Genomic DNA, 23,012 nt, shown 5'->3' with positions numbered 1-23,012 from the left:
ACCAGCCCGGCATGCATCGCACCGGGCCTCCCGCACCTTTCCCGCACGAGCGGAGAAAATATTTGGCTTGCATGCGGGGCACGGGTCTGATACGTAGCGCGGATTATTGTTGTTGGAGGTAACACATGGTAGCAACGACCGAAGAAATGGAAAACATCCTGTCTGCCGACGAAGTCAGCTTTGAGGATGCTCTGGAACAGTACCTTCCCATCGCCGATTGCGGCGATCTTGGGGAGGGCAGCATCGTCCCCGGCGAAGTTGTCAAGGTTGACGAGGACAACGTCCTCGTGGACGTCAACTTCAAGTCCGAAGGACAAATCCCCACTTCCGAGTTCCTGGATGCTGACGGTACCGTCACCGTCTCCGTGGGCGAAAAGGTGGATGTCTACGTCGTTCGTAAGAACGAGTCCGAAGGCACCATCATCCTCTCCCGTGAGAAGGCCAAGCGCATGCAGCTCTTCGATACCATCGAAGAGATTCAGGAGAAGAACGACACCATCAAGGGCCGCATTATCCGCCGCATCAAGGGTGGTTACACTGTGGACCTGGGTGGCATCGAGGCCTTCTTGCCCGGCTCCCACGTTGACCTGCGTCCCGTCCCCGACATGGACGCCCTGGTGGATCAGGAATTCGATTTCCGCATTCTGAAGATCAACCGCCGCCGCTCGAACGTCATCGTGTCCCGCCGCGTGCTCCTCGAAGAAGAGCGCGAAACCAAGCGCCAGGAACTCCTCGGCACTCTGGAAGAAGGACAGGTACTCAAGGGCAAGGTCAAGAACATCACCGAATACGGCGTGTTCGTCGACCTCGGCGGCCTCGACGGTCTGCTGCATATCACCGATATGTCCTGGCGCCGCATCAAGCACCCCAAGGAAATGGTCTCCCTGGGCGACGAGCTTGAGCTGAAGGTCCTGAATTTCGACAAGGACAACCAGAAGGTTTCCCTGGGTATGAAGCAGCTCGTGCCCGACCCGTGGGAAAGCATCGAAACCAAGTACCCCGAAGGCGAACGCTTCAATGGCCGCATCACCAACCTGGTGGACTACGGCGCATTCGTCGAGCTGGAAGAAGGCGTGGAAGGCCTGGTGCACATCTCCGAGATGTCCTGGACCCGCAAGCTCCGTCATCCCTCCCAGATGGTCCACACCGGCGACGAAGTCGACGTGGTCATCCTGGGTGTCGACCCCGACAAGAAGCGCATCTCCCTGGGTATGAAGCAGGTCAATCCCAATCCTTGGGATCTCGTTGCCGAAAAGTACCCCGAAGGAACCATCCTTGAGGGCACCATCAAGAACATCACCGAATTCGGCATGTTCATCGGCATCGAAGACGGCATCGACGGCCTCATTCACGTGTCCGACATCTCTTGGACCAAGAAGATCCGTCACCCCAATGAGCTGTACAAGGTGGGCGACACCGTTCAGGCCAAGGTTCTCACCGTCGACAAGGACGCTGAGAAGTTCACCCTCGGTGTGAAGCAGCTCGCTGAAGATCCGTGGCTCATGGTTCCGGATCGCTACCCCGAAGGCACCATCATCGAAGGCACTGTGACCAACATCACCGACTTCGGTCTCTTTGTTGAGGTCGAGGAAGGCATCGAAGGTCTGGTCCACGTCTCCGAGATCAGCCGCAAGAAGGTGAAGTCTCCCTCTGAAATGTTCAAGGAAGGCGTCGCCATTCAGGCCAAGGTCATCCACGTCTCCGCAGACGAACGCCGCCTCGGCCTGTCCATCAAGCAGCTCAAGACCGAAGAGGATCGGAAGAGTGCTCCTAAGGAGTTCCGTTCCAACTCCGGCGAAACCGCAGGCACCAACCTGGGCGACCTGCTGAGGGCTGAATTCGAGGATGCAGACAAGAAGTAACTTCTCTCAGAAGCATCCCTTCATCTTCGGCTTCACGCTGATAGTGGCGGCCGTGATCCTCTTTGCGGGGGTCACGGCCGCTTTTCGCATGTGGCTGGGTGACGGGAGACGCGCCGCAACCGACGAAAGCCTCGGCCTCGTCCGCATTGACGGCATGATTACGGACGCGGAGCGGACCAATACATGGATCCGCACCCTGCGCGAAGACGACAACATCAAAGGCGTTCTTCTGCGCATCAACTCACCCGGCGGCGCTGTCGCCCCCTCGCAGGAAATCTCCCGGGCCGTCGGCCGTCTGGCCACATACAAACCCGTGGTGGTCTCCATGAGCTCGGTCGCGGCCTCCGGCGGATACTACGCCGCCGCACCCGCCGACATCATCGTCGCCAACCCCTCCACCCTCACCGGGTCCATCGGCGTCATCATGCAACTCTCCAACGTGCAGGACCTGATGGAAAAAATAGGGGTCAAACGCCAAAGCCTCGCCAGTGGCAAACTCAAAGGCGCAGGCTCCCCCTTCAAGCCCATGACCAAAGCCGAACGCGACTACCTCATGGCTATCGTCAACGACATGCACCAGCAGTTCGTTGCCGCCGTCGCCGAAGGCCGGAACATGGACATCAAAGACGTGCAGGCCATCGCCGACGGGCGCGCCCTCACAGGCCGCCAAGCCCTCCAGCTTGGCCTTGTGGACAAACTCGGCGGCATGGAAGACGCCGTGGATGAACTCAAATCCATCTGCGGCATCACCGAACCCGTCGCCCTCGTCGAGCAGCCGAAGGAGAAGACCTCCTACCTGCGCGAGATTCTCAGCAACATCAATATCACTATCTCAAGCGACGCCATTGAACCCGGCCTCGTTATCCGCTAGTTGGCCGCGCCCTGCGCCCAGTGTGGTGCAGGGCACGCGCCGCCCCCGCCAAACCAGCGCCCCCCAAACCTGCACCCCTAGACCAGCCTCCCCCGCCCCTGCTATCATCGCCTCCACAGCGCCCTCTCGCGCCCTGTCCGCCACGAAACGCCACCGGAGGCACCCACATGTCAGACACATTCCAATTCAGCCTCACAGACGGTGAAAAGCGCGCCCTCAAGGACCTTGTGCGCAAAACCATCGCCAGCCACCTCAGCGACGCCGAGTTCGCTCCCGGCGACGCGCCGACACAGCGCCTTACCGAACACCTCGGCGCATTCGTCACCCTCACCATTGATGGCCAGTTGCGCGGCTGTATCGGCCACGTCATCGGCGACAAGCCCCTGTGGGACACCATCCACGCCATGGCCCTGCAAGCCGCCTTCAATGACCCACGCTTTCCCCCGCTCACCAACGAAGAATTCGACACCGTCTCCATAGAAATCTCCATCCTCAGCCCCCTCACCCTGTGCCCGGACCCAGAACGCATCCGCGTCGGCACACACGGCCTGCTCATCCAACACGCCGGACGCTCCGGGCTGCTCCTCCCTCAAGTGCCCGTCGAATGGGGATGGGACCGCCTGACCTTCCTCCAACACACCTGCAACAAAGCCGGGCTGCCTCCAGACGCATGGACCAAACAAGACGCCAATATCTTCTGGTTCCAAGCCGAAGTCTTTTGAGGTCTCAAGGGGTGGTGATGCACCCTTTTTTGGCCTCCGGCGGCTTTTGCTCTTAGCTCGTTCGGCCTGAAAGGACGAAGGGGCAAAGAAATAAAGAGAGCCTCCGGCGGCTCAAGGGTATGATACCCTTGAGAATCCCCAGGATTTTCGGGGCGGAAGCCGCCCCGAAAATAGGGGTGGGCGGCGGGTTCTTGTGTCTTTTCTTCGTACACACTTCAAACAGGGATTCTCACCGTCCCTACAGAGTGCCAACGCCCCCAAAAAATTGGTTCATCTCCCAATTCCGGGGGAAACATAAAAAATTGAGGACAACGGAAACCCTCAGTAATCTCGACAGTTGCACAACAGACGAGAGCTACAAGGAGGGCACCGTTGTCCAAGGGCAAGATTACCCGGTTGTTGGGAGACTGGAAAGGGTATCGTGTTGGAACTGTTCAGCGCCTTGAAGCCAGCGAAGCTCGGAAGCACCCCGAAGTCTGGATCGAGTTGATTCCAATCAGGCGAAGGCGAATGAGATGCAGCGGGTGCGGCAGGCTTGTCTGCGCAGTTCACGACTATGTCGAACGCTGGGTTCGTGACTTGCCTGTATTCGACGCGGCAACGCATTTGCTCGTTATCCGGCGTCGGGTCCATTGTCCCGTCTGTGGACCAAAGCTGGAGCAGCTTCCTTGGCTCGACAGGTATTCGCGTGTCACAAGGCGGCTGGCCGAGTCCGTTGTTCGGCTCTGCCGCATACTTCCCATTAAGCACATCGCGGAATGCTACGGCCTGAACTGGAAGACCGTGAAGACAATCGACAAGCGGTACCTAGCGGAAAAACTCAATCCCATTGACTTGAAAGGCGTCAAGGTTGTCGCAATGGATGAGTTTGCCATCCGCAAAGGACATCGCTACGCCACGATCATCGTCGAGCCTTACACCAAGCGGGTTCTGTGGGTAGGAAGAGGCAACAGCCGGGAGAGCATCCGACCATTCTTTGAACTGCTTGGCCGTGATGGTTGTGCCCGAATTGAGGCCGTTGCAATGGACATGAACGGTGCGTATGCCGCCGAGGTGAAGGCGCAATGCCCGAAAGCCGAGATCGTCTACGATCTATTTCATGTCGTTGCCAAGTATGGCCGAGAAGTAATCGACCGCGTCCGAAACGATGAGGCCAATCGCCTCAATCATGACAAAGACGCCCGTAAGGTTGTCAAAGGCTCACGATGGCTGCTCCTGCGCAACAGGCGGAATCTCATGCGACAGGAAGATCGAATCCGGCTCTATGACCTGCTTCGAGCCAACAAAAATTTGATGAAGGTTTATATCCTCAAGGAGGATTTGAAGCGACTCTGGGACTACCGATACTCCAAAGCTGCCAAGCGATTTTGGAAAGGTTGGTACCGCCGCGCCATGCAAAGCCGAGTCGAGCCGCTCATTAAATTCGCTAAGCGCCTCAAACCCTACATCTCGGGCATTATCTCACACTGCCGATATCCGCTACACACCAGCCTACTCGAAGGGATCAACAACAAGATCAAGGTGATCAAACGGATGGCCTACGGCTTTCTCGACGACGAGTACTTCTTTCTCAAAATCAGAGCAGCCTTCCCCGGAATTGGGAGATGAACCAAAAAATTCTCCCCCTCAACACGGACGAGAGCCGTCAGGGGTGACGACTGTCCCATCCAAAGGCAACCGGTCTGTGCGCACTTGGGATTCTCAAGGGCCCACGGCCCTTGAGCCGCCGGAGGCACCTCTTCCCCTCTGCCTCCCCCACCACCACCTGCCACCACCTGCCACCACCACAAAAAAAAGCGGCACGCCCCAGTATGGAGCATGCCGCGCGTCGTTCTCCTGCGCACCCAGCGCATGGCCTCTTGCCCTGCGCTGGTATGAAGCGAAATCCTAGGCGATGGTGCCTTTCATGCGGCGCACTTCGGAGCGGCCGTCTTTGGTGACGATGTCGATATTGTACTGCCGAATGGTGCGATAGAGCGGGCGTCCGAAGAGGAAGTCGCATTCCTCTGCTAAGGCTCCGGTCTTGTCGCGGAAGGCGGAGCGGAAGCTGAGGTCGTAATCGACCATGTCGAGAATGGCCTTGTCTGCGCCGGGGTCATTGTTGACAAAACCGAGACAGGCGGCTTCGAGGCGCGAGTAGGGACACTCTTTTTCGTGAGTGTCGATGAGTTCGAGCAGCGGATGCCCTTCGGGGATGAGGTCGGCGCGGGTGATGCGGTCCTTGGCGTAGACGGCTTCAAGGTCCGAAACGTCCCAACACTTGAGGGCGGCGCACTCGACGGGGCGGTTTTCGTAGATGAGGCAGGAGTTGTCGTCGATATTCAGCTGCGCGCACACCCACGACAGGCCGGAGCCGTGAAGCTTGACGATTTCCTCTTCCAGCGCCTCGTAGGCACCGGTGAGCTGATTGTTGACGAACTCGCCACGCCGCAGGGTGACGGCGTCGCCAAAGCCGAGAATGCCTTCATTGAAAAGCCTGACATCGTCCTTGTGCAGGGACGGGCCGCCCTTGCGGCAGCAGGTCCCACACTGTTCGCAATGCGTACGTACTTCTTGTGCCATCGTATCGTCCACGTCCTTGTTATGCGTCTTGTTCCGGCTCCAGCACCCATGCGCCGGCGCCCTTGAAGGCGAGCGTCATGGGGGTGAAGCGAATTCCGTTCTTTTCCTGCTCCGGGGAGTCCGGAGTAAAGCCGTAGGCCTCGTAGGCGCCCATGGCGTTGGGCGAGGCGTTGACGGTCAGGGCGCCGAGGTCCGGGGCCTGCGCGCGCAGCTGGCTGATGGCCCAACGCAAAAGCTTGCGGCCTATGCCCTGCCGCTGCCAGTTCCCGGCAACAAAAAACATGGCAATGTGCGAGCCGCCGCGCACCTCTAGGGACCCGACAAGCTCATCCCCCCTGTGAACCACGAAAATGCGGCTGATGCTGCCGAGACGCTCACCAAGGCTCTGGGGCGTACTGTAGCGCTTGAACTCCTGCGCCCCTGCGGGGGTGAATTCGGGTGCAACGCAGGCGTCGAACACAGCGTCGATATGCGCGGAAAGCGCGGCAACGTGACCGGGAGCCAACTCGGAGAATGTGATGGACATACCGCCTCCTTGCGCGCGTTACGCGTCGCGTACGGCGCGAACCCAGTTCATACAGGTCGTATCGTGAGCGCCGAGAAAACCAAGCTCCATATCCGCGTACCACGCGGCGGCATAGGTCCTGCGGTCGGCGGACCACAGACGCCTGCACACGGTGCTAAAAAGCGGCGGCGCACACTGGGCGCGCCCCTTTTGCACCGGCTCGACGAGGGACAAAAGCTCCTCCGCGGTGGGCAGCCGCCATGCGGGAGCACCTGCGGGAAGACGCGCATTAAGCGCGTCAACATAGCCGTGGGCCGTCGGCCAGTCCATCGCCTCGGGCGAACAGCCTTGCTGCCAGACGAGACCGGTGGCGGCGTCGTACACCTCGGCGCCGTGGGCCGTGAAATCATTGCGGCAGTATGCCTCGGGCCGCCACAGAGCGTCGAGCCCCAAATCCTGAGGGCGCACCTTGGGGCCGGTGTGCACGGGGTTGCGCCGGAGTGGCGCTGACCACGGCAGTGTGAGGAATTCTTCGTCCGGCGCGTCACCGGGCAGGCGACAGCTTGCTTGCGTGCGCTCCGCCCAACTGCGGACGGCCTCGGTGATGGCGCCGGCCATAGCCTCCGCGCTGGCAAAACGTTGCTCGGGGTCGGGATGCGTGGCGCAGTGCAGCAGTGCATCCCACTGGTCGTCAAGGTCGGTGTTCAGGGCGCTTGGCTCCTGCTCGAACAACTCGGGAAGCCGCCCGGTGAGCATGCGGTACAGCATAACGCCAACGCCGTACAAATCCGCCCGCCCGTCCACAGCGTCGGGAGACGCCTCCTGCTCGGGAGCGGCGTAAAACGGCGATCCGACCTGCTCCGCGCCATGCAGACGAATACGCTCGCCGCGGAGCTTGGACAGACCAAAATCAATTATGCGCACTGCCTGGCCGGGGGCGAGAAGCAGATTAAAGGGCTTCACATCACGGTGAACAACACCGCGGGCATGCAGTTCGCCAAGGCCGCTGAGGGTCTGGAGTGCAATGTCGGCGGCGCGGTCCACGGTCAGCACGCGGGAGGGGTCTTCGACGCGATAGGTCTCGCCGATGAGCGCGCCGACGTTCTCGCAGCAGTATTCCATGGTGAAAAACGGCCGCCCGGAGGCATCACGCCCCACGCTCTCCACGGGGGCGATGTTGGGGTGGCGGAAGCCTTGCATGATCTCGGCCTCGGCGAGAAAACGCCGCTCCAACTCCTCCATGCCCGTGATGGCCTCCAGCATCTCGGCGGGGTCCAGCACCTTCAGCGCCACAAGGGGGCTTCCGGGCTTTGCGGCCTTGTACACCGCGCCCATGCCGCCACGCCCAAGACGTCCGTGAATCCTGTACCCGCCGATGCTGCGCATAGGCTACCCGAGGAGCATGTCGGCGAACTGGTCCGGCACGCCCTGCGCCTTCATCTTTTCGGCCACGGGGCGGGCGTCGTAGTCCACGTAGCGGACGGTGACAATACGCGCCTCGGTGTCATAAATGACGTACTTGGCATTGCGGTTAAAATCGTCGCGGGGCTGACCCACGCTGCCGACATTGACCAAATACTTCACTCCGGCGTCCAGCTGATGGTCGCCCTCGCCGATGTCCTGACGCGTGGGGCCGCTTGGCGCGTTGGTGACAAGCTCCAGCAAATGCGTGTGGCCGAGGAAGCACACATCCTCGGGCATGCGCGAAAAGGTCTTGCGCAGCTTGGCGTCGTCCGCGGCGTAGAGGTAATAGTAGGGGCTGTCCGGCGGATACCCGTGCACGAACCGAAGCCCGTGGCGGAGCACCACGCGCGGCAGGGAGGCGATGTAGTCAAAGGTCTCGTCGGATAGCAGGGACGCCGTGACTTCAAGGGCGATGCGCGGCTTGGGGTTGAACCACATGCGGTGCCGCTCGCGCAGCAGGCCGTGCTCGTGGTTGCCAAGGACGGAGGTGATGCCCCGCTCCTTCAAAAGCGCCACGCACTCGTTGGGGTCCGGGCCATAGCCCACGTTGTCGCCAAGGCCGATGATGTCGTCCACCTGCTGGGCGTCAATGTCCGCCAGCACCTTGCGGAAGGCGTCCACATTGCCGTGAATATCTGAAAAAATAGCTATTCTCATACCTGTATCCATTTCCAAAGCACTACGGCCGCAAGCCGTCCTTGAACCGCCGCGCAGCCGCCACAAAATTGGGCGCCCACCATGGCGCGCCAAAGGCGTGGATGTGGGCATACCCGGCAAAGACATTGTTTTTGACGATGCCGTCCCGCCCGTCAATGGTCCCCTTGCCCCGCTCCATGGCGAGGACCGTGGGATGCGCCGAGGGAGCGTTCGTCACGCACGCGGAATAGTGGAATTCATGCCCGGGCACAACCGCGCCGACGGGATGGTACGGATTCTCGCGCTCTACGCGGGCTTCAATGTACCCAAGGCCCTGCGGATGCGGGCGAAACTCCGTGTGCACATCCAGCACGCCCGCCATGGGGTACTCCGTGCCCTCATAGGTCACCCCTTGCGTGAGATACATAAAGCCCCCGCACTCAGCGTAGATGGGCAGGCCGGACTCGGCAAGGCCCCGCACGTGCTGGAGCAGAGCCGTATTGGCCGACAACTCGGCGGCAAGGGTCTCAGGGAAGCCGCCGCCAAGGTACAGGCCGTCAATCTCCGGCCACGGCGCATCGGAAAGCAGGGAAAGCTCCACAAGACGCGCTCCGGCGCGGCGCAGGGCTTCAAGATTTTCCTCGTAGTAGAACCACAGGGCGGCATCGCGAACGTAGCCGATGGTGACGTCCGGCGCGGCAGGGGCATCCGGCCACAGCGGCGCAATGGCATGCGAGGGAGCCGGGGCGGACTGGGCCATGGTCCAAATGCGGTCCATGTCGGTGTTCTCGCGCATGATGCAGGCGAGGTTGCTGAGGATGTCCTCCTGCCCGGCGTACTCGCGGTTGGAGACAAGGCCCATGTGGCGCTCCGGAATGGGGTCCGGCGAAATTTTGGGCAGCGCGCCAAGGACGGGCACGTCGGTGTAGTGCTCTATGGCGGAGCGGAGAATAGCGCGGTGGCGCGGCCCTGCTGTGCGGTTGAGGATAACGCCGCCAAGGCGGACACCGGGCTCAAACCCGGAGATCCCAGCAACCACAGCCGCGGCGGTGCGGGTCATCTTCGTGCAGTCGAGGGAGAGGAGAACAGGCGTTTCCAGTGCGCGCGCCACGGAGGCCGTAGAGCATGAGCCTTCGGTGTCCATGCCGTCAAACAGTCCGCGGTTGCCCTCAAGGATGGCGACATCGGCCCCGGCGGCGCGGTCCCAAAAGAGCGAGCGCATGGTGTCCTCGCTCATGAAGAACGGGTCGATGTTGGCGCAGGTGTCGCGCGCGGCAAGGCCCAGCCACACGGCGTCGATATAGTCCGGGCCTTTTTTGAACGGGGCCACGGTGCGCCCGACTTCTGCCCACGCACGGGCGAGGCCGAGGGAATTTATGGTCTTGCCGGCGCCGCCGGACAATCCGGAGACGACAAGACGCGCAAGGGGGGGCGTGGTCACGGGAGAACTCCTAAAACAAAGCCGATCCTTCGGAGCCGCGCAAAAGAGCGGCCCGGAGAATCGGCTTGAAAATCGGTCACTGCACCTCTGGGAGGCACAAGCACCATGGTCTGCATAGGCTTGCAGAGCAGGAGGCCGAAAGGCTTAGCCTTCTTCGTGCTCGGCTTCTTCCTGCTTGCCGGCGCCTTTCAGGCCGTACATGGTGGTGGAACCAGAAGACCAGTACACGAGGGTCTCGTCCTTGATCAAAGCGGTGAGGATTTTCTTGACCTCACGGGCCTTGGCATCAGGGAAGACCTTCAGAAAGTCATTGAAGTAGAACTTGGTCTTCTTCTTGGATTCGCAGAATTCAACAATCTGCTGTTTGGCTTCAGCTACGTCGAGAGCCATAAAGCACCTCTCCTAGGTAATTGGGGCGTGGACCGAAGTCCACGCCCCTGTTGTCAAGCGTGTTTTACCACTTGAAGTTCGAGGTCTGGCGCCAGGTGTAGTAGGCGTGATCGCGGAAGTCGTCGATCAGGTGTTCGGAGAACTCCAGGCCACAAGCTTCAAAGAAGCGTTCCCAACCGATGCGCTCGGCCCAGTCGCCCAGACGCTCGTACTTACGAGCACCGTTGCGGTAGGCTTCCACCATCTGACGCATCACCTTGGCCAGGGAAGGCCAGCGGGGAGGCTCATTGGGGATGAATGCAACAACAACCTTGGAGAACTTGGGGTTGCTGATACGGTTGGAGATCTTACCACCAGCCATGATGACCAGGCCGTCGCCTTCCTTATCGGAAAGCGGCAGGGAAGGACACATGGTGTAGCAGTTACCGCAGAACATGCAGCGTTCCTGCTTGATGGCAACGGTCTTCACGGTGCGGCCGTCTTCAAGCTCGTGCTTGGAGGGACGGATAGCGCCGGTGGGGCAAGCGGCAACGGCCAGCGGGATCTCGCACAGGTTGTCGAGGTACTCGTGGTCGATGATCGGGGGCTTGCGGTGGTAGCCGAGGATGGCGATGTCAGAGCAGTGCACCGCGCCGCACATGTTCAGGCAGCAAGCCATAGCAATGCGCAGGGGAGCGGGCATGTTGTGAGCACCGAACTCCTCGAAGAGTTCGTCCATGACGACCTTAACGGTACCGGAAGCGTCCGTTGCGGGGGTGTGGCAGTGCACCCAACCCTGCGTGTGGACGATGTTGGTGATACCGGCGCCGGTGCCGCCAACGGGGAACTTGTAAGAGCCACCGTCGAACTTACGGCTGTTCAGGTCTTCCTTGAGCTTCTTAGCGGTCTCAAGGTCTTCAACCATGAACTCGACGTTACTACGGGTGGTCCAACGGACGTAACCGTCGCAGTACTTGTCAGCGATGTCGCAGATCTCGCGAACGTAGGTCACGGAGCAGAGGCGGGCGCAGCCGACACGCACGGTGTAGACTTCGTCGCCACTCTCGGCCTTGTGCATGAGAAGACCGGGCTCGATGATCTCATGGTACAGCCAGGTGCCTTTGTTCTTGGCGATGACCGGCGGCAGGAACTGTTCGTATTTGCGAGGACCGATATCACTGATACGGTCTTCCATCGGTTTGTCGGGATTGTAACCAGCGGAAATGAATGCCATTGTGTAAACCCCCTATCTCTGGTGTCTCTTGCGGTATTCGTTGATGTCGCGATCCCAACCGCCTTCGACGTCCTCTTCTTTCCAGAAGATGTAGGGGTTGGAACGGGGTTCCTGCACGTGGCGAGGATCGGCCTTGATACCGGCGACTTCCAGCAGCTTGGGGAAGCCCTGGCGCTTGATGGTTTCACCAATGCGCTCACGGTTCTTGCCTTCTTCCATCCACCAATCCCACAGGTTTTCGACAACTTCCTTAACTTCGTCAAAGGGCTCTTCGACCTTGACGAAGGGAACCAGGAGGGAGCCCATCTGTGCGCCATCGAGAATCGGAGCCTTAGCGCCGATAAAGATGGATGCGCCGCGCTCGTCACCGATGTGCAGTGCGCGGGGCATGGTGTTGATGCAGTGCATGCAGCGGTAGCATTCCTTGTTGTCGATAGACAGCTTGGAACCGTCCCAGCTCATGCAGCCGGTAGGACAGAGGTCAACGACTTCCTTCTGGATGTCGAACTTGCCCCAGTCGCGACCGGAGTGAGCGCCTGCGTTAGGCATGATCTCACCAGCAACGTAGCCCTTAACGGCTTCCTGGTCGATCTTGATGTCGTCTTTCCAAGTACCGATGACGGAGAAGTCGGAGCGAGCGATGGACGCAACGCAGCCGTTCGGGCAGCCGTCAAACTTGAACTTGAACTTGTAGGGGAACGCCGGGCGGTGCAGCTCGTCCTGGTATTCCAGGGTCATGTTGTAGCTGAGCTCCTGCGTGTCGTAACACGCAAACTCACAGCGGGACTGACCGAGACAAGCAGCCGGGGTACGCAGGTTGGAGCCGGAGCCACCAAGGTCGGTGTTCAGCTCGTGCGTCAGGGTGTAGAAGATCTCCTCGAGCTGAGGAGTCGTGGTACCCAAGAACACGATGTCACCGGTGGAGCCGTGCATGTTGGTCAGACCGGAACCGCGGAAGTCCCACAGATCCATGAGCTGGCGCAGGTAGTCGGTCTTGTAGTACTTTGCAGCGGGCTGGTTCACACGAACGGTGTGGAAGTGAGCAACGCCGGGGAACTGCTCAGGCTGGTCAGCATAACGGCCGATGACACCACCGCCGTAGCCGAACACGCCGACGATGCCGCCGTGCTTCCAGTGAGTTTCGCCATCCTCGTAGGACATTTCGAGAATACCAAGCAGGTCGTCGCATGCGTCGACCGGAATCTGGTACTCAACGTTGTCGGGGTTGGCGTGGCGGCGCTCGGCCTCCTGTTTGATGTCGGACACAAAGCTAGGCCAGGGCCCAGATTCTAATTGGTCCAACAATGGGGTTGCATGTTTTGCCATTCTTTTACCTCCATTGTCTTTGAATGTGGTTCAGCCTCATCAACACGAGCCGCCCGCGAACCAAAAAAGCGCATCACAGCACCTTTTCCCTGCCGTTCGCGCTTCGCCGAAACATGGCGGCGGCATTCACACGTCGTGAACGTATTCACATTCTCATAAATAATCCTAAGCGACGCTAGGAAGATTCCCAACCTTTGTCAACCCAAAATGCCCGTACAGATTGGACAATCAACACGAATTTTCTACGGTCTTTTGCACCCGCAACATAGGGTGTTGCGGACTTATTCCGGCGATGCACCCAACGCATTTCGTCCCAAACCTCTTGTACAACGAATCCTGTACAACGCAATTCTTTTTCTTGTCGCGTCCATTGCGGACCCAAAACCGTTTCGTGACAGACGCGTCACAGCACACCGAAATTCCACCGCACTTCGAAAGTTTTTCGCGCCGTGCGACTTGAATGTGCAATCCTGCTCTTACGCCGCCCACAAACCCCACCAGCCCACTCGACATCGTAGTGCCGCAGTCTGACGAAGTCGCCACCACCGCAATTATTCCTCCAGCTCATTATTGCACGCCAGCACTTTGTCATAAAAAAAGCGGGGATGGAGTTTCCTCCATCCCCGCCCGATTGGCAGTGTGGTGCTGGTTACGAATAGAGCTCGGTTTCCAACCAGTTGCGAATTTCGCCGTTAAGGGGGTAGACGCCCTTGTTGCCGCCCACCTCGTCCTGGAAGCGCCGCCCCATGCCATCGGGGACGACCAAACAGGCGAGGTCTTCTGCGCCTTCGGAGTTGCGCCGGACCAGACAGACCTTGGGCTTGTCCTCCCAGTTGTACACCACGAAATAGTTGGAATAATCGTTCTTGGAACGCACACGGTTTTCGTAGCTGCCACCGTAGCCGGTGTTGCCCCACTCAAGGTACAGCGCAACGGCGTCCGCGGGCTCCATTTCCCAATCTATTTCCAAGTCACGAAATCTCTTCAGCATTCCCATGGTGTCCTCCTTTTGGCCATCATCCTGTGGTGCGCCCCTGCGGCGGACCAGGCGAGGACGGCCTCTCTCGCCCTGTGGTGTCAGGCGGCCTTGCGGCCGCCCCAGACGGATATCTCCAGTCGTGTGAATACTTTCGCCTCCCTACGAGGCACCCCGAAAGGGGATGACGGCTTTCGCGTTTTCGTCATGGTTTTAATAGTAATCGTTACCAATAAGAAGTCAACCATTTTTGCCTGCTCCCAACACGAAAAAAACCGCCCTCCGCTTGTTCCTGATTTCCCAAGAGCGCTGTGCGCCGTTCGGCCACGAAATCACAAACCACCCTTTTCCGGGCCCATCCAAAGGCCATCAGACAGGCGCGCTGCCCCTTCAAAAGACGCACACGCGCCAGACTGCACCGACGCCAGCATCCTGCACTCCACGGCAAGACGCAGGGACCTCTCCTCCTGCGTCATGGAAAGCCCCTTTGCGCTCCCTCCTGCGGCGCGCAGCATATGCCGCTTGGGGCCCTGCGCCCACGCACCATTCGCCACCCTCTCCCGGCCTTCCTCCCCTGCCCCACGGGAGCTGTGCCGTCACCAGTGACGTTACCGGCCTCGTCACGCCGCCACCTTTGCGCTGTGACGACCCCACGCCCTCCCCGACCACAACGCGCATTGTGCGGCGCGCTGTTGCGTCCGCCGCCTTCCGTGCCTGCGGTGAAGCAACGTACTGCCCGCTCCCATATACCCGGCACGCAAGCCCTGCCACACACGCAAAAGCGCCCCCGCAGCAGATGCTGCGGGGGCGCTGGAATGCGTCATATGGTCCGGGCTATTTGCCTTCGGCGATGAGGCGCTTGGCGATGTCCAAATCGTACAGAGCAACGGGATTGCGGTCCGGGTGGTCGTACATATCCGCCGCGGCTTTCACCACGTCGATGGGAATCCACTCGTGCTTCTCCCACACCTCGGGCATAGACTTGTGCCACATGCGGAACTCAATATCCCCGGCTTCCGTGGCGCGCACATACATGCGCACGTCGTGGGTCTGCATGCTGGGGTAGTAGTAAAGGCCTTTTTCGTCCTTCACGGGTCTCTCCTTGTCTGCCCCCTGCGGTCAGGAAGCCAGTGCATCAACCGCCTCGCGGGCAACAGCCCCGAGGGTGGTGTCCTCCAGCCTGCCATTGCGGAACAGGGTGACGGGCGTGGCGTCTTCGACAAGCGGACGAAGCACGCTGACGCTGTCAGCCGTTCCAACACGGCCTATGGCCCAGCACGCGGCGGCGCGGGCTCCGGGACTGTCCTCATTCTGCACGGCGGCCTCAAGCTCAGGCAGCGCGTTTTGAACAAGCTGGGGGCGAACCTGCGCAAGCCGCCCCAGTCCCCAATAGACCGCCAGCCGCAGAGGCGGATGATCCATATAATTATCGTCGCCCAGACAGTCCGGGCACTGAACATACGAGGCCAGTTTCGTATGGAACTCTTCGGCAAGACGGGGGTGCCGGGCCATGGTCTCGCCCATGGACTCGGGGATGCCCCATCCGATGTTTCCCGACTCCTCGTTCATGTGCCACATAAAGCGGCGCATCACGATGCGGGCGGACTCCATATCCGTGTCGGCCATGCTCGCCACAACAGCCCCAAGGGCAGTTACAGCGCGCCAGCGCACAATTTCGTCCGGGTCGAGCAGCAGGGAGAACAGCGGCCCCACAAGGGGAGTACCCGCCTCGTCCTCCAGTTCCCTGATGCCATCTTGCCAGTCGTCACCACGCAGCAGTGTGCGGATGCGCTCCTTCATTCTACGGAAACCGGCCATGGGAAACCTCCCTTACGCCTGTTCAGCCTCCAGTTCCTTCTTGACCTCTTCGGCCAACTCATACCCGGTCTCTTCGGCCTTGGCGGCGTACTCGCGGGCTTTTTCGATGTTGCCGAGCTCCAGCTCCAGCAGGCACAGGTTGTTCCATGCCGGACCAAAAGCCGGGGCCAGCTCAAGGGCTTTGTTCAGCGCCTTGCGGGCTTCGTCGTACTGCTTGTCGGTGAGGTAGGCGCTGCCCAGCGTCGCGAGGGCCTGCACGTAGTCAGGGTCGCGGTTGATGGCCTTGGTCAGGTTCTGGATAGCGGCGTCCACGTCGCCCTGCTGCAGGTAGCAGAAGCCCATGTTGGCAAAGGGCACGGCAAACTGCGGACGGCAGCCCTTGGCAATCTTGTTCATGTTCAGGCAGCCGTCAATGTCGCCGCGCTGCAGGTAGATGCCACCCAGCTGGACGTAGGCTTCGGCCATGCGGGGGGAGTTGTCCACTGCTTCGCGGAAGGACTTTTCGGCTTCCTGCCACATGCGCTTATGCAGGTAGGCCACACCCAGATTGTAATGGTGGCTGGCACACTGCGGGTTCGTCGCGATCTGCTGGGAAAGCTCGGCAATATACTCGTCAACGTTTCTGGCTTGAGTGCTCATGTTGCGTCCTTGGTCTTCCAGGCCCTAGGGCCCGGATTATTCATGTTCCCAATTCATCTCACCCTTGCCCTCACGGCGCAAGAGGTCGGAATACCACACACAAAAGTCATACATAGCGCGATAGCGCTCGTCCTTATTGACGATGCCCATGGCCACTTCCAGCGCGCCACGGCTGTAGCCCGCACCAACTTTCTGATACTGGCCCTGCTCGCGCAGGAACTGCTTAACGAGAACTTCAATGGTGCGATTGGTGTCGTCCCGGCGCATGTCCATGGGGTCGAAGGGCTTCTGGAACGGGTTCCATTTATCATAGCCCATACGGTCAATGAACTTGCGCCGCCGTGGCGACATCTTCTCATACATGAAGCGCTTCTGCTCTTCCTGATCGGGGGTCAGCTTGTCCATTTACTTCTTCTCCCCGCCAATCTCCCAAACGGTGCCACCGCCGCAGGTATCGCAGGCGCTGGAGCCGGGGGCTTCGCCGCAGCTGTCGCAGGAGGGAGCGCCCTCAAAGGCTGCTGAAGCGGCAGAGCCGGGGGCGGCGGGCTGTTCGGCGGGCTGCTCGGGAGCCGCGGGGGCCGCACACGGGGCGCACTCGGCCTTGGCCTTCTCATCCTGCGCGCCAAGGAACTCGGCGTCGTAGGAATTCATGAGGGCCATGGACAGCGGCACCAGCATGTCGGAGAGCTGGGCATAGGACGTGTTGATGGATTCGGCCAGTTCTCTGGAGAGCTCCATCAGGCGGTCCTGAATTTTTTCCACCTTCACGGTGGGGTACTGCTTGCCGCCCTCGAACCCGGTCTTGGCGCAGGTATGCGCGCGGCCGCCAATGGCGGTGGGGATGCCGTACAGGCGGCAGGTGATGGGACGGAAGTCGTACAGGTCGCACTTGTCCTCGTCGTTCAGCAGCGCGCAGCGCACGCGGGACTTGGAGACCATCTCCATGATTTCGGAGGCCAGCGCGCCATCGCGGGAGGCCTTGAACGCCTCGCGCTTCACGCGGTAGGTCTGGCGGTCGGCCTCGTCGGCGCGGTCGAGGATATCGCTGCGCTGCTGGCCTTCAAAGCGCTCGTTGAACTTCGTGTTGATGTACACGGCCTCCACAAGGCTCAGATCAAAGAGCGCGTGGCAACAGTCACTACACCCGACGCTGCAGGTTACGCAGTCGCCATGTTCGGCCTTCACTTTCTCAAAGACCGCATCCACTTCGGCGACAATCGCCTCGTATTTCTCAAAAATTTCGCTGAAATCCAGATTCATGGTCTACTCCACCCTGATCCCGGACCCAGGCAGGTCCGGACGCTTTCGTTTGGTTCAATACCCCGAAAGCTAATGTCTTCACACGAATTGTCGAGAGGGGGCGCGAAAAAAAGCGCGTGTCCAGCGGGGGGCCGGAGTCCGTTACCCCTATGGTATAACAAAGGGAGCGGCACTATCCGGCACCGCTCCCTTTCAAAAACGTCTGTCTCGAATCGAGAAAAGAGTGGACTACTCTTCCTCGACCGTGATGGCGTCCTGCTCACAGACTTCGATACAGGATTCGCAACCGAGGCATTCTTCCTCGTTCACGGGCACGGCCTTGCCGTCCTGCATTTCGTACACCTCAACAGGGCACACGTCGACGCATTCGCCATCACCAACACACTTGTCATTGTCCACGATAACTTTGTAACCCATCGTATACCTCCGATTTGATTTTCTTTCCCGTTGCCGGAAAAAGATGCTTCCTCCCAGCGCGTCCCGGGGGACGCTGCAATGCCCTGACCGAGTGCGGTCACGGCATCCAGGGACAACCGAATATCTCCTGCCTACCCGGGTGTCAAGACCAAGAAGCGTTCCAGCCTTGCTCCTGGGCGCATTTTCCGCGTCAAATGCACACGCAGTGCCCTGTATTCCTAAATCCTGAGGCGGACGTAGTAGCCCCGCTCGCCCCGGCGGACAAGCAGCAGCAATGCGTTCTGCATACGGTACCGCATAAAGGCGTGGACAAAGTCCGACATGCGGCCAAGGCGCATTCCGCCCACCTTCACCAGCCCGTCGCCAGCGCGCAGGCCCAGCTTCTCCGCCGGACTGCCGCCGCGCACGCGCACCACGGCAAGCGCCCCGCCGCTTTCGCGCACCTCCACGCCCCAGCGCGCCCACGCCATGGCCCGGGCACGCTCGGCAGGGAAGGCGCGGACACTCAGCGTCACCTCGCCCGTGCGGCCCTGACGCAGTATGGTCAGGGTCACATCCTCGCCGCGCGTGTAGTTGCGCAGGTATTCGAGATAGCGTTCCTTGTCCTGCACGGGGTTGCCGTCAAAGCTCAGAACAAGGTCGCCCGGACGCAGTCCCGCCTCCTTGGCGGGAGTCTCGTCAAAGATTTCCGTCACCAGCAGGCCCTTTACAGCGTCCAGACCAAAGTAGCTGGCCGTTGGCTGGTCCACGCTCTGGCCGCTCAGGCCCAGCCACACGGGCTGCACCGTGCCAACGCTGACCAGCTCGTCCACAACGCGGCGGGCCTTGTCGATGGGAATGGCAAAGCCAATACCCTCGGCATTGGCCTGAATGGCGGTGTTCACGCCGATAAGCTCGCCGTAGATATTGAGGAGCGGGCCGCCGGAGTTGCCGGGGTTGATGGCCGCGTCGGTTTGGATAAAGTCCGTGTACGCGCCGTGCTCCGTGCGCACGGTGCGGTTCAGGGCGGAGATGACGCCCGTGGTCACGGTATGCGAAAACCCAAAGGGGTTGCCAATGGCAATGACCGTCTCGCCCATAAGCAGGTTGTCCGAGTCGCCAAGGTGCACCTGCGGCAAGTCGCCCGAGGCATCAAGGCGCAGCACCGCAAGGTCAAAGTCCGGGTCGGAGCCGACAAGCTCGGCGTCGAAGACGCGGCCGTCCAGCAGCCGGGCTTTGATTTCCGTTGCTCCCATAATGACATGGGCATTGGTGAGCACCAGCCCGGCGTGGCCGTCAATGATAACGCCCGAGCCAAGGCTCTGCCGCGTGAACCGCTGCTTCCCGCGGGAGCCGAAAAACTCCCGCAGCATGGGGTTCATCAGCTGGTCGTTGAACAGCCCGCCAAAGGGATTCACGTCGCGCTCCACCACCTTGGCGGTGGTGATGTTCACAACGGCTGGTGACACGGCCTGTACCGCGCGGACCACAGGCGTCATGCGCAGGGTGTCGTCCTTTGCGCCGGCGGCGGCAGGGGCCGCAGCAAGCGCAGCAAGACACAGCACACAGGCCGCAAATCGCGTCATTGCCGCACGGCCCATGCCTAGCGTCCTCCCGCCATGGCCCGCAGGCGGCTGACACGTTCCTCAACGGGCGGATGGGTGCTGAACCACTGCATCACCTGCTGCCCGGTGAAGGGATTAACGATGAACATATGCGCCGTGGCAGGATTGCCGTCCTGCATGGGCGCGCGCTGGCTCCATGCCGTCAGCTTCTCCAGCGCGGACGCCAGATGCTGCGGGGTACCGGACAGCTGCGCCCCGGTCTGGTCGGCGAGGTACTCGCGCGAGCGGGAGATGGCCATCTGGATAAGCATGGCGGCGATGGGGGCGATAATGGCCAGCCCAATAGCCGCAATGGGGTTGCCGCCGTCTTCCTCGTCACTGCCGCCAAAGCCAAAGAGCGCCGCCCACTTGATCATGCTGGCAACATACATAATAACGCCAGCAAGGGTGGCGGCCACACTCTGGATAAGAATGTCGCGGTTTTTAATGTGGCCCATCTCGTGGGCCAAAACGCCTTTGAGTTCCTCGGGCGACAGCAGGCGCATAATGCCCTCGGTCACCGCGACCACCGCATGTTCCGGGCCACGGCCCGTGGCAAAGGCGTTGGGGGCCTCCTGCGGGATGATGGCGATGCGGGGCTTAGGCAGCCCGGCGTTACGGGCAAGGTCCTCCACCATGGTATGCAGGCCCGGCGCGTCTGCGGGCGACAATTCCCGCGCGCCGTACATGGACAGGACGATGCGGTCCGAGTACCAGTAACTGCCAACGTTCATGAGAAGTGCCAGAACAAAGGCGACATACAGGCCTCCACGGCCCCCCATCGCGCCGCCCAGCAGCAGGATGAGGCCCGTGAGCAGGCCCAGCAAAAGGGCCGTCTTGAGCTGACTGGTCATCTGATTCATACTCCTTAGGGATAATCCGGAATGGACCGGGTGTGTCTGACGCCCTCGCGCTCCCGTGGACGGCCCTGCCGTCCCGCGCCGTGGCGCTGCGGAGCGCGCCGGGTTTCCCCCGGCCAGCGTATCAGTCACACTATACATTCACCCCGGGCTGTCAATGCCGCCCAGCCGACGGTTTTTGCATTACCGCATGGACGCATGTATGCACGGCCCCTTGGGTTCCACATTGCCACGTCATACGGCTCCAGCCGTTTTTCAGGAGATACGCATGCCTTCACGTCTTGACGCCCTCATACGCGGCGTCCGCCCGGTGGACTGGGCGCTTGAGCCACACGCCCGCCGTCATTTGGACTCCCTGACCAAACCGCCGGGGAGCCTTGGCCGGTTGGAGGACCTTGCCGCGCAAATGTACTGCATTCAAGGCGGTGCGCCGCAGATGGACCCGGCGCGTATCTACACCATCGGCGGCGACCACGGCGTGCATGCCGAGGGCGTCAGCCCATCGGTGCAGGCGGTGACGCGCCAGATGATGGCCAATTTCCTTTCCGGTGGCGGCGGCATCAATGCCCTGACGGACGTGTACGGCATTGACTTCAAAGCCGTGGACGCGGGGTGCCTTGGCGGTCCTTTCCCCGAACACCCACGCCTCATCCAGCGGAAAATTGCCGAAGGCACGGACAACCTCGCCGCAGGCCCGGCCATGAGCCGGGAGAACTGCATCCGCGCCATCCTGCTGGGCGCGGACCTTGCCGCCGAAGCGCGCGCCGAGGGTTACCGCACCCTTGGCACCGGCGAGATGGGCGTTGCCAACACCACCCCCTCCACCGCGCTGTACTGCGCCTTTTTCGGCATGGACCCGGAGGAGCTGACCGGACCCGGCGCGGGCCTTTGCCAAGACGCCGCAGCCCGCAAGGCTGACGTCATCCGCACGGCGCTGGCCCTGCACGCGCCCACCATTGCCGCAGGGCAGCCGCTGGACATTCTGGCGGCCCTTGGCGGCTACGAAATCGCCGCCCTTGCCGGGCTGATCCTTGGCGGCGCGGCGCAGCGCTTGGTGCTGGTGGTGGACGGCTTTATCTCCTCCGCGGCGTATGTGGCGGCGTGGAAAATGTGCCCCGCCGTTGCGGGCTACTGCGTGTTCAGCCACGCATCGGCCGAACCGGGGCACCGCAAGGCTATGCAGGCCATGCAGGCCAGCCCGCTGCTGGACCTTGGCATGCGCCTTGGCGAGGGCACGGGCGCGGCTGTAGCCATGAGCCTGCTCCGCGGCGCGGCCCATGCCTACAACGCCATGGCAACCTTTGACGATGCCGGCGTCACCGAGGTGGAAGACCCCTTCGCCTCCTAGCGTCCTTCAGCGAGACCACGCAGAACAGCCCCCAACCGGGGGCTGTCTGCATTGTGCGCCCGAAAACGCCCCACCGGGCCGGACCATGGCGCGGGAAAGGCTTTTCACTGGCGCGCCACAGACGTTCCCCCCCCTTGTGCGGCGTCCAACACCCCGCCCCCGGGCGGCACCTGTCCGCAGACTAGGCGACGGCACCCCGGCGCGCCCAAGGCATAGCCCTTTACGCCCAAGGCGTGCTATATCCTTTGCATAACTCCTGAAAACCATTTGCATGGGAGGCATGCATGGCACTGCCTTGGTGGGCCAAAATGGGCGCAAAGCTCCTGCTGACCCGGCTGAACATCCCCTACGGATTCTGGCGGCGCATGGGCCTCTTCCGCCACGGCGCCATGGACGACCCCGCCCACGCCCAGCAGGTGTTTGCCACCCATTTTGCGGCGTACGAGGCCCCGGCCCCGGACTTCACCTGCCTTGAGCTTGGCTGCGGCGACGCCCTCTCCACAGCGCTGTTGGCGCGGCGCGCCGGGGCAGGGCGCACCATCCTTGTGGATGCCGGAGACTTTGCCGCCACGGACGCGGGCACCTACGCCGCCCTCGCCGCCGCCCTTGGCGGTGCGAAAGACCACACGCCCCCTGCCAGCCGGGACGACTACCTGCGCGCCAACGCCGCCGTTTACCTGACCGAGGGCCTCGCCTCCCTGCGCGAACTCCCGGACAAGTGCGCAGACTTTGTCTTTTCCAACGCCGTGCTGGAACATATCCGCCGTGATGAATTTGCGGACACCATGCGCGAACTGCGGCGCATCCAGCGCCCCGGCGGCGTGGGCTCGCATCAGGTGGACTTTCGCGACCACCTTGGCGGGGGCCGCAACAACCTGCGCTTTGGCGACGCCTTCTGGGAGCGGCCGGGGGTCGCCACGGCCGGCTTCTACACCAACCGCATCGCGCCCTCGGAAATGCTGGAAGACTTTGACGCCTGCGGCTTTACCGTCACGGTCCGCAGCACCAGCCACCACGACGGCCCGCCCCTGCCCCGGCGCGCCCTGCACCCGCAGTTCCACCATGTGTCGGACGACGACCTGCGCATTGCCGGGTACCACGTGGTCCTGCGCTAAGGGC

23 protein-coding genes are annotated in these 23,012 nt (G+C 61.3%); 6 read left to right on the top strand and 17 right to left on the bottom strand.

What is annotated here, in order from left to right; all coding sequences use genetic code 11:
• The first annotated feature begins 125 nt into the window (after positions 1-125).
• The 4 genes from ACYQ2T_RS11050 (at position 126) to ACYQ2T_RS11035 (ending at position 5,063) form a co-directional block, all read left to right on the top strand.
• Positions 126-1,862: a 30S ribosomal protein S1 gene (locus ACYQ2T_RS11050; protein WP_459900569.1), complete on the top strand. Its 1,737-nt coding sequence runs from the start codon at positions 126-128 to the stop codon at positions 1,860-1,862.
• The gene (gene sppA, locus ACYQ2T_RS11045; RefSeq protein ID WP_459900567.1) at positions 1,846-2,733 is read left to right on the top strand and encodes a signal peptide peptidase SppA; all 888 of its coding nucleotides are present in this window, start codon (positions 1,846-1,848) and stop codon (positions 2,731-2,733) included. The genes ACYQ2T_RS11050 and sppA overlap by 17 nt, the downstream gene beginning before the upstream one ends.
• A 167-nt stretch (positions 2,734-2,900) precedes the next feature.
• Complete coding sequence (gene amrA / locus ACYQ2T_RS11040) at positions 2,901-3,455, top strand: AmmeMemoRadiSam system protein A (protein WP_459900566.1); 555 nt, start codon at positions 2,901-2,903, stop codon at positions 3,453-3,455.
• Positions 3,456-3,827: 372 nt separating this feature from the next.
• Positions 3,828-5,063: an ISL3 family transposase gene (locus ACYQ2T_RS11035; protein ID WP_459897527.1), complete on the top strand. Its 1,236-nt coding sequence runs from the start codon at positions 3,828-3,830 to the stop codon at positions 5,061-5,063.
• Positions 5,064-5,342: 279 nt separating this feature from the next.
• Here ACYQ2T_RS11035 and ACYQ2T_RS11030 read toward each other — a convergent pair whose 3' ends face one another.
• The 17 genes from ACYQ2T_RS11030 to ACYQ2T_RS10950 form a co-directional block, all read right to left on the bottom strand.
• Positions 5,343-6,017, bottom strand: coding sequence for a YkgJ family cysteine cluster protein (locus tag ACYQ2T_RS11030; RefSeq protein ID WP_459900564.1), 675 nt, complete (start codon positions 6,015-6,017; stop codon positions 5,343-5,345).
• A 19-nt stretch (positions 6,018-6,036) separates the two neighbouring features.
• Positions 6,037-6,543: a GNAT family N-acetyltransferase gene (locus ACYQ2T_RS11025; protein ID WP_459900563.1), complete on the bottom strand. Its 507-nt coding sequence runs from the start codon at positions 6,541-6,543 to the stop codon at positions 6,037-6,039.
• Positions 6,544-6,561: 18 nt separating this feature from the next.
• Positions 6,562-7,908 (bottom strand): protein kinase domain-containing protein, encoded by a 1,347-nt coding sequence (locus ACYQ2T_RS11020; protein ID WP_459900561.1) that lies wholly within the window; start codon positions 7,906-7,908, stop codon positions 6,562-6,564.
• Positions 7,909-7,911: 3 nt separating this feature from the next.
• Positions 7,912-8,643 (bottom strand): metallophosphoesterase family protein, encoded by a 732-nt coding sequence (locus ACYQ2T_RS11015; protein ID WP_459900559.1) that lies wholly within the window; start codon positions 8,641-8,643, stop codon positions 7,912-7,914.
• 22 nt (positions 8,644-8,665) lie between these two features.
• Entirely contained in the window at positions 8,666-10,063 is a 1,398-nt protein-coding gene (locus ACYQ2T_RS11010) for a cobyrinic acid a,c-diamide synthase CobB (RefSeq protein ID WP_459900557.1), read from the bottom strand.
• Positions 10,064-10,207: 144 nt separating this feature from the next.
• Positions 10,208-10,453 carry a dissimilatory sulfite reductase D family protein gene (locus ACYQ2T_RS11005; protein WP_459900555.1) on the bottom strand — a complete coding sequence of 82 codons (246 nt, stop codon included), beginning with the start codon at positions 10,451-10,453 and terminating at the stop codon, positions 10,208-10,210.
• 64 nt (positions 10,454-10,517) lie between these two features.
• Complete coding sequence (dsrB, locus tag ACYQ2T_RS11000; RefSeq protein ID WP_404843755.1) at positions 10,518-11,666, bottom strand: dissimilatory-type sulfite reductase subunit beta; 1,149 nt, start codon at positions 11,664-11,666, stop codon at positions 10,518-10,520.
• A gap of 12 nt (positions 11,667-11,678) precedes the next feature.
• On the bottom strand, positions 11,679-12,992 hold the full coding sequence (gene dsrA, locus ACYQ2T_RS10995; protein WP_459900553.1) for a dissimilatory-type sulfite reductase subunit alpha: 1,314 nt from the start codon (positions 12,990-12,992) through the stop codon (positions 11,679-11,681).
• Between the two features lie 649 nt (positions 12,993-13,641).
• Positions 13,642-13,983: a DVU0772 family protein gene (locus ACYQ2T_RS10990; RefSeq protein ID WP_459900551.1), complete on the bottom strand. Its 342-nt coding sequence runs from the start codon at positions 13,981-13,983 to the stop codon at positions 13,642-13,644.
• 819 nt (positions 13,984-14,802) lie between these two features.
• A complete protein-coding gene (locus tag ACYQ2T_RS10985) occupies positions 14,803-15,060 on the bottom strand; it encodes a hypothetical protein (protein ID WP_459900549.1) in 258 nt (85 codons plus the stop codon).
• 27 nt (positions 15,061-15,087) lie between these two features.
• Complete coding sequence (locus ACYQ2T_RS10980; protein ID WP_459900547.1) at positions 15,088-15,786, bottom strand: DVU0298 family protein; 699 nt, start codon at positions 15,784-15,786, stop codon at positions 15,088-15,090.
• 12 nt (positions 15,787-15,798) lie between these two features.
• Positions 15,799-16,425 carry a tetratricopeptide repeat protein gene (locus ACYQ2T_RS10975; RefSeq protein ID WP_404843760.1) on the bottom strand — a complete coding sequence of 209 codons (627 nt, stop codon included), beginning with the start codon at positions 16,423-16,425 and terminating at the stop codon, positions 15,799-15,801.
• Between the two features lie 36 nt (positions 16,426-16,461).
• The gene (locus ACYQ2T_RS10970) at positions 16,462-16,830 is read right to left on the bottom strand and encodes a hypothetical protein (RefSeq protein ID WP_404843761.1); all 369 of its coding nucleotides are present in this window, start codon (positions 16,828-16,830) and stop codon (positions 16,462-16,464) included.
• Positions 16,831-17,685 (bottom strand): YkgJ family cysteine cluster protein, encoded by an 855-nt coding sequence (locus tag ACYQ2T_RS10965; protein WP_459900544.1) that lies wholly within the window; start codon positions 17,683-17,685, stop codon positions 16,831-16,833.
• Between the two features lie 228 nt (positions 17,686-17,913).
• Positions 17,914-18,102: a ferredoxin gene (locus ACYQ2T_RS10960; protein ID WP_404843763.1), complete on the bottom strand. Its 189-nt coding sequence runs from the start codon at positions 18,100-18,102 to the stop codon at positions 17,914-17,916.
• Between the two features lie 218 nt (positions 18,103-18,320).
• Positions 18,321-19,682, bottom strand: coding sequence for a trypsin-like peptidase domain-containing protein (locus ACYQ2T_RS10955; protein WP_459900542.1), 1,362 nt, complete (start codon positions 19,680-19,682; stop codon positions 18,321-18,323).
• A gap of 2 nt (positions 19,683-19,684) precedes the next feature.
• On the bottom strand, positions 19,685-20,539 hold the full coding sequence (locus tag ACYQ2T_RS10950; protein ID WP_404844115.1) for a zinc metalloprotease HtpX: 855 nt from the start codon (positions 20,537-20,539) through the stop codon (positions 19,685-19,687).
• Between the two features lie 274 nt (positions 20,540-20,813).
• On the opposite strand from ACYQ2T_RS10950, the gene cobT reads away from it, so the two are divergent.
• On the top strand, positions 20,814-21,893 hold the full coding sequence (gene cobT, locus ACYQ2T_RS10945; protein ID WP_459900540.1) for a nicotinate-nucleotide--dimethylbenzimidazole phosphoribosyltransferase: 1,080 nt from the start codon (positions 20,814-20,816) through the stop codon (positions 21,891-21,893).
• A 284-nt stretch (positions 21,894-22,177) separates the two neighbouring features.
• Complete coding sequence (locus tag ACYQ2T_RS10940) at positions 22,178-23,008, top strand: class I SAM-dependent methyltransferase (RefSeq protein ID WP_459900539.1); 831 nt, start codon at positions 22,178-22,180, stop codon at positions 23,006-23,008.
• Positions 23,009-23,012 lie beyond the last annotated feature (4 nt).

The sequence above is a fragment of the Desulfobaculum senezii genome, from assembly GCF_054657395.1.
Note: the sequence above shows the minus strand (reverse complement) of the source record. Positions and strands in the feature narration are given on the sequence as shown.

Bases quoted from the DNA above. Each gene is read 5' to 3' on its own strand.
- ACYQ2T_RS10970 (WP_404843761.1), bottom strand. From the start codon at position 16,830: ATGGACAAGCTGACCCCCGATCAGGAAGAGCAGAAGCGCTTCATGTAT.
- ACYQ2T_RS10980 (WP_459900547.1), bottom strand. From the start codon at position 15,786: ATGGCCGGTTTCCGTAGAATGAAGGAGCGCATCCGCACACTGCTGCGT.
- ACYQ2T_RS10975 (WP_404843760.1), bottom strand. From the start codon at position 16,425: ATGAGCACTCAAGCCAGAAACGTTGACGAGTATATTGCCGAGCTTTCC.
- sppA (WP_459900567.1), top strand. From the start codon at position 1,846: ATGCAGACAAGAAGTAACTTCTCTCAGAAGCATCCCTTCATCTTCGGC.
- ACYQ2T_RS11005 (WP_459900555.1), bottom strand. From the start codon at position 10,453: ATGGCTCTCGACGTAGCTGAAGCCAAACAGCAGATTGTTGAATTCTGC.
- ACYQ2T_RS11015 (WP_459900559.1), bottom strand. From the start codon at position 8,643: ATGAGAATAGCTATTTTTTCAGATATTCACGGCAATGTGGACGCCTTC.
- ACYQ2T_RS10965 (WP_459900544.1), bottom strand. From the start codon at position 17,685: ATGAATCTGGATTTCAGCGAAATTTTTGAGAAATACGAGGCGATTGTC.
- ACYQ2T_RS11050 (WP_459900569.1), top strand. From the start codon at position 126: ATGGTAGCAACGACCGAAGAAATGGAAAACATCCTGTCTGCCGACGAA.
- ACYQ2T_RS10960 (WP_404843763.1), bottom strand. From the start codon at position 18,102: ATGGGTTACAAAGTTATCGTGGACAATGACAAGTGTGTTGGTGATGGC.
- ACYQ2T_RS10940 (WP_459900539.1), top strand. From the start codon at position 22,178: ATGGCACTGCCTTGGTGGGCCAAAATGGGCGCAAAGCTCCTGCTGACC.
- ACYQ2T_RS11020 (WP_459900561.1), bottom strand. From the start codon at position 7,908: ATGCGCAGCATCGGCGGGTACAGGATTCACGGACGTCTTGGGCGTGGC.
- ACYQ2T_RS10950 (WP_404844115.1), bottom strand. From the start codon at position 20,539: ATGACCAGTCAGCTCAAGACGGCCCTTTTGCTGGGCCTGCTCACGGGC.
- dsrA (WP_459900553.1), bottom strand. From the start codon at position 12,992: ATGGCAAAACATGCAACCCCATTGTTGGACCAATTAGAATCTGGGCCC.
- amrA (WP_459900566.1), top strand. From the start codon at position 2,901: ATGTCAGACACATTCCAATTCAGCCTCACAGACGGTGAAAAGCGCGCC.
- ACYQ2T_RS11030 (WP_459900564.1), bottom strand. From the start codon at position 6,017: ATGGCACAAGAAGTACGTACGCATTGCGAACAGTGTGGGACCTGCTGC.
- ACYQ2T_RS11025 (WP_459900563.1), bottom strand. From the start codon at position 6,543: ATGTCCATCACATTCTCCGAGTTGGCTCCCGGTCACGTTGCCGCGCTT.
- cobT (WP_459900540.1), top strand. From the start codon at position 20,814: ATGCCTTCACGTCTTGACGCCCTCATACGCGGCGTCCGCCCGGTGGAC.
- ACYQ2T_RS10990 (WP_459900551.1), bottom strand. From the start codon at position 13,983: ATGCTGAAGAGATTTCGTGACTTGGAAATAGATTGGGAAATGGAGCCC.
- ACYQ2T_RS10955 (WP_459900542.1), bottom strand. From the start codon at position 19,682: ATGGGCCGTGCGGCAATGACGCGATTTGCGGCCTGTGTGCTGTGTCTT.
- dsrB (WP_404843755.1), bottom strand. From the start codon at position 11,666: ATGGCATTCATTTCCGCTGGTTACAATCCCGACAAACCGATGGAAGAC.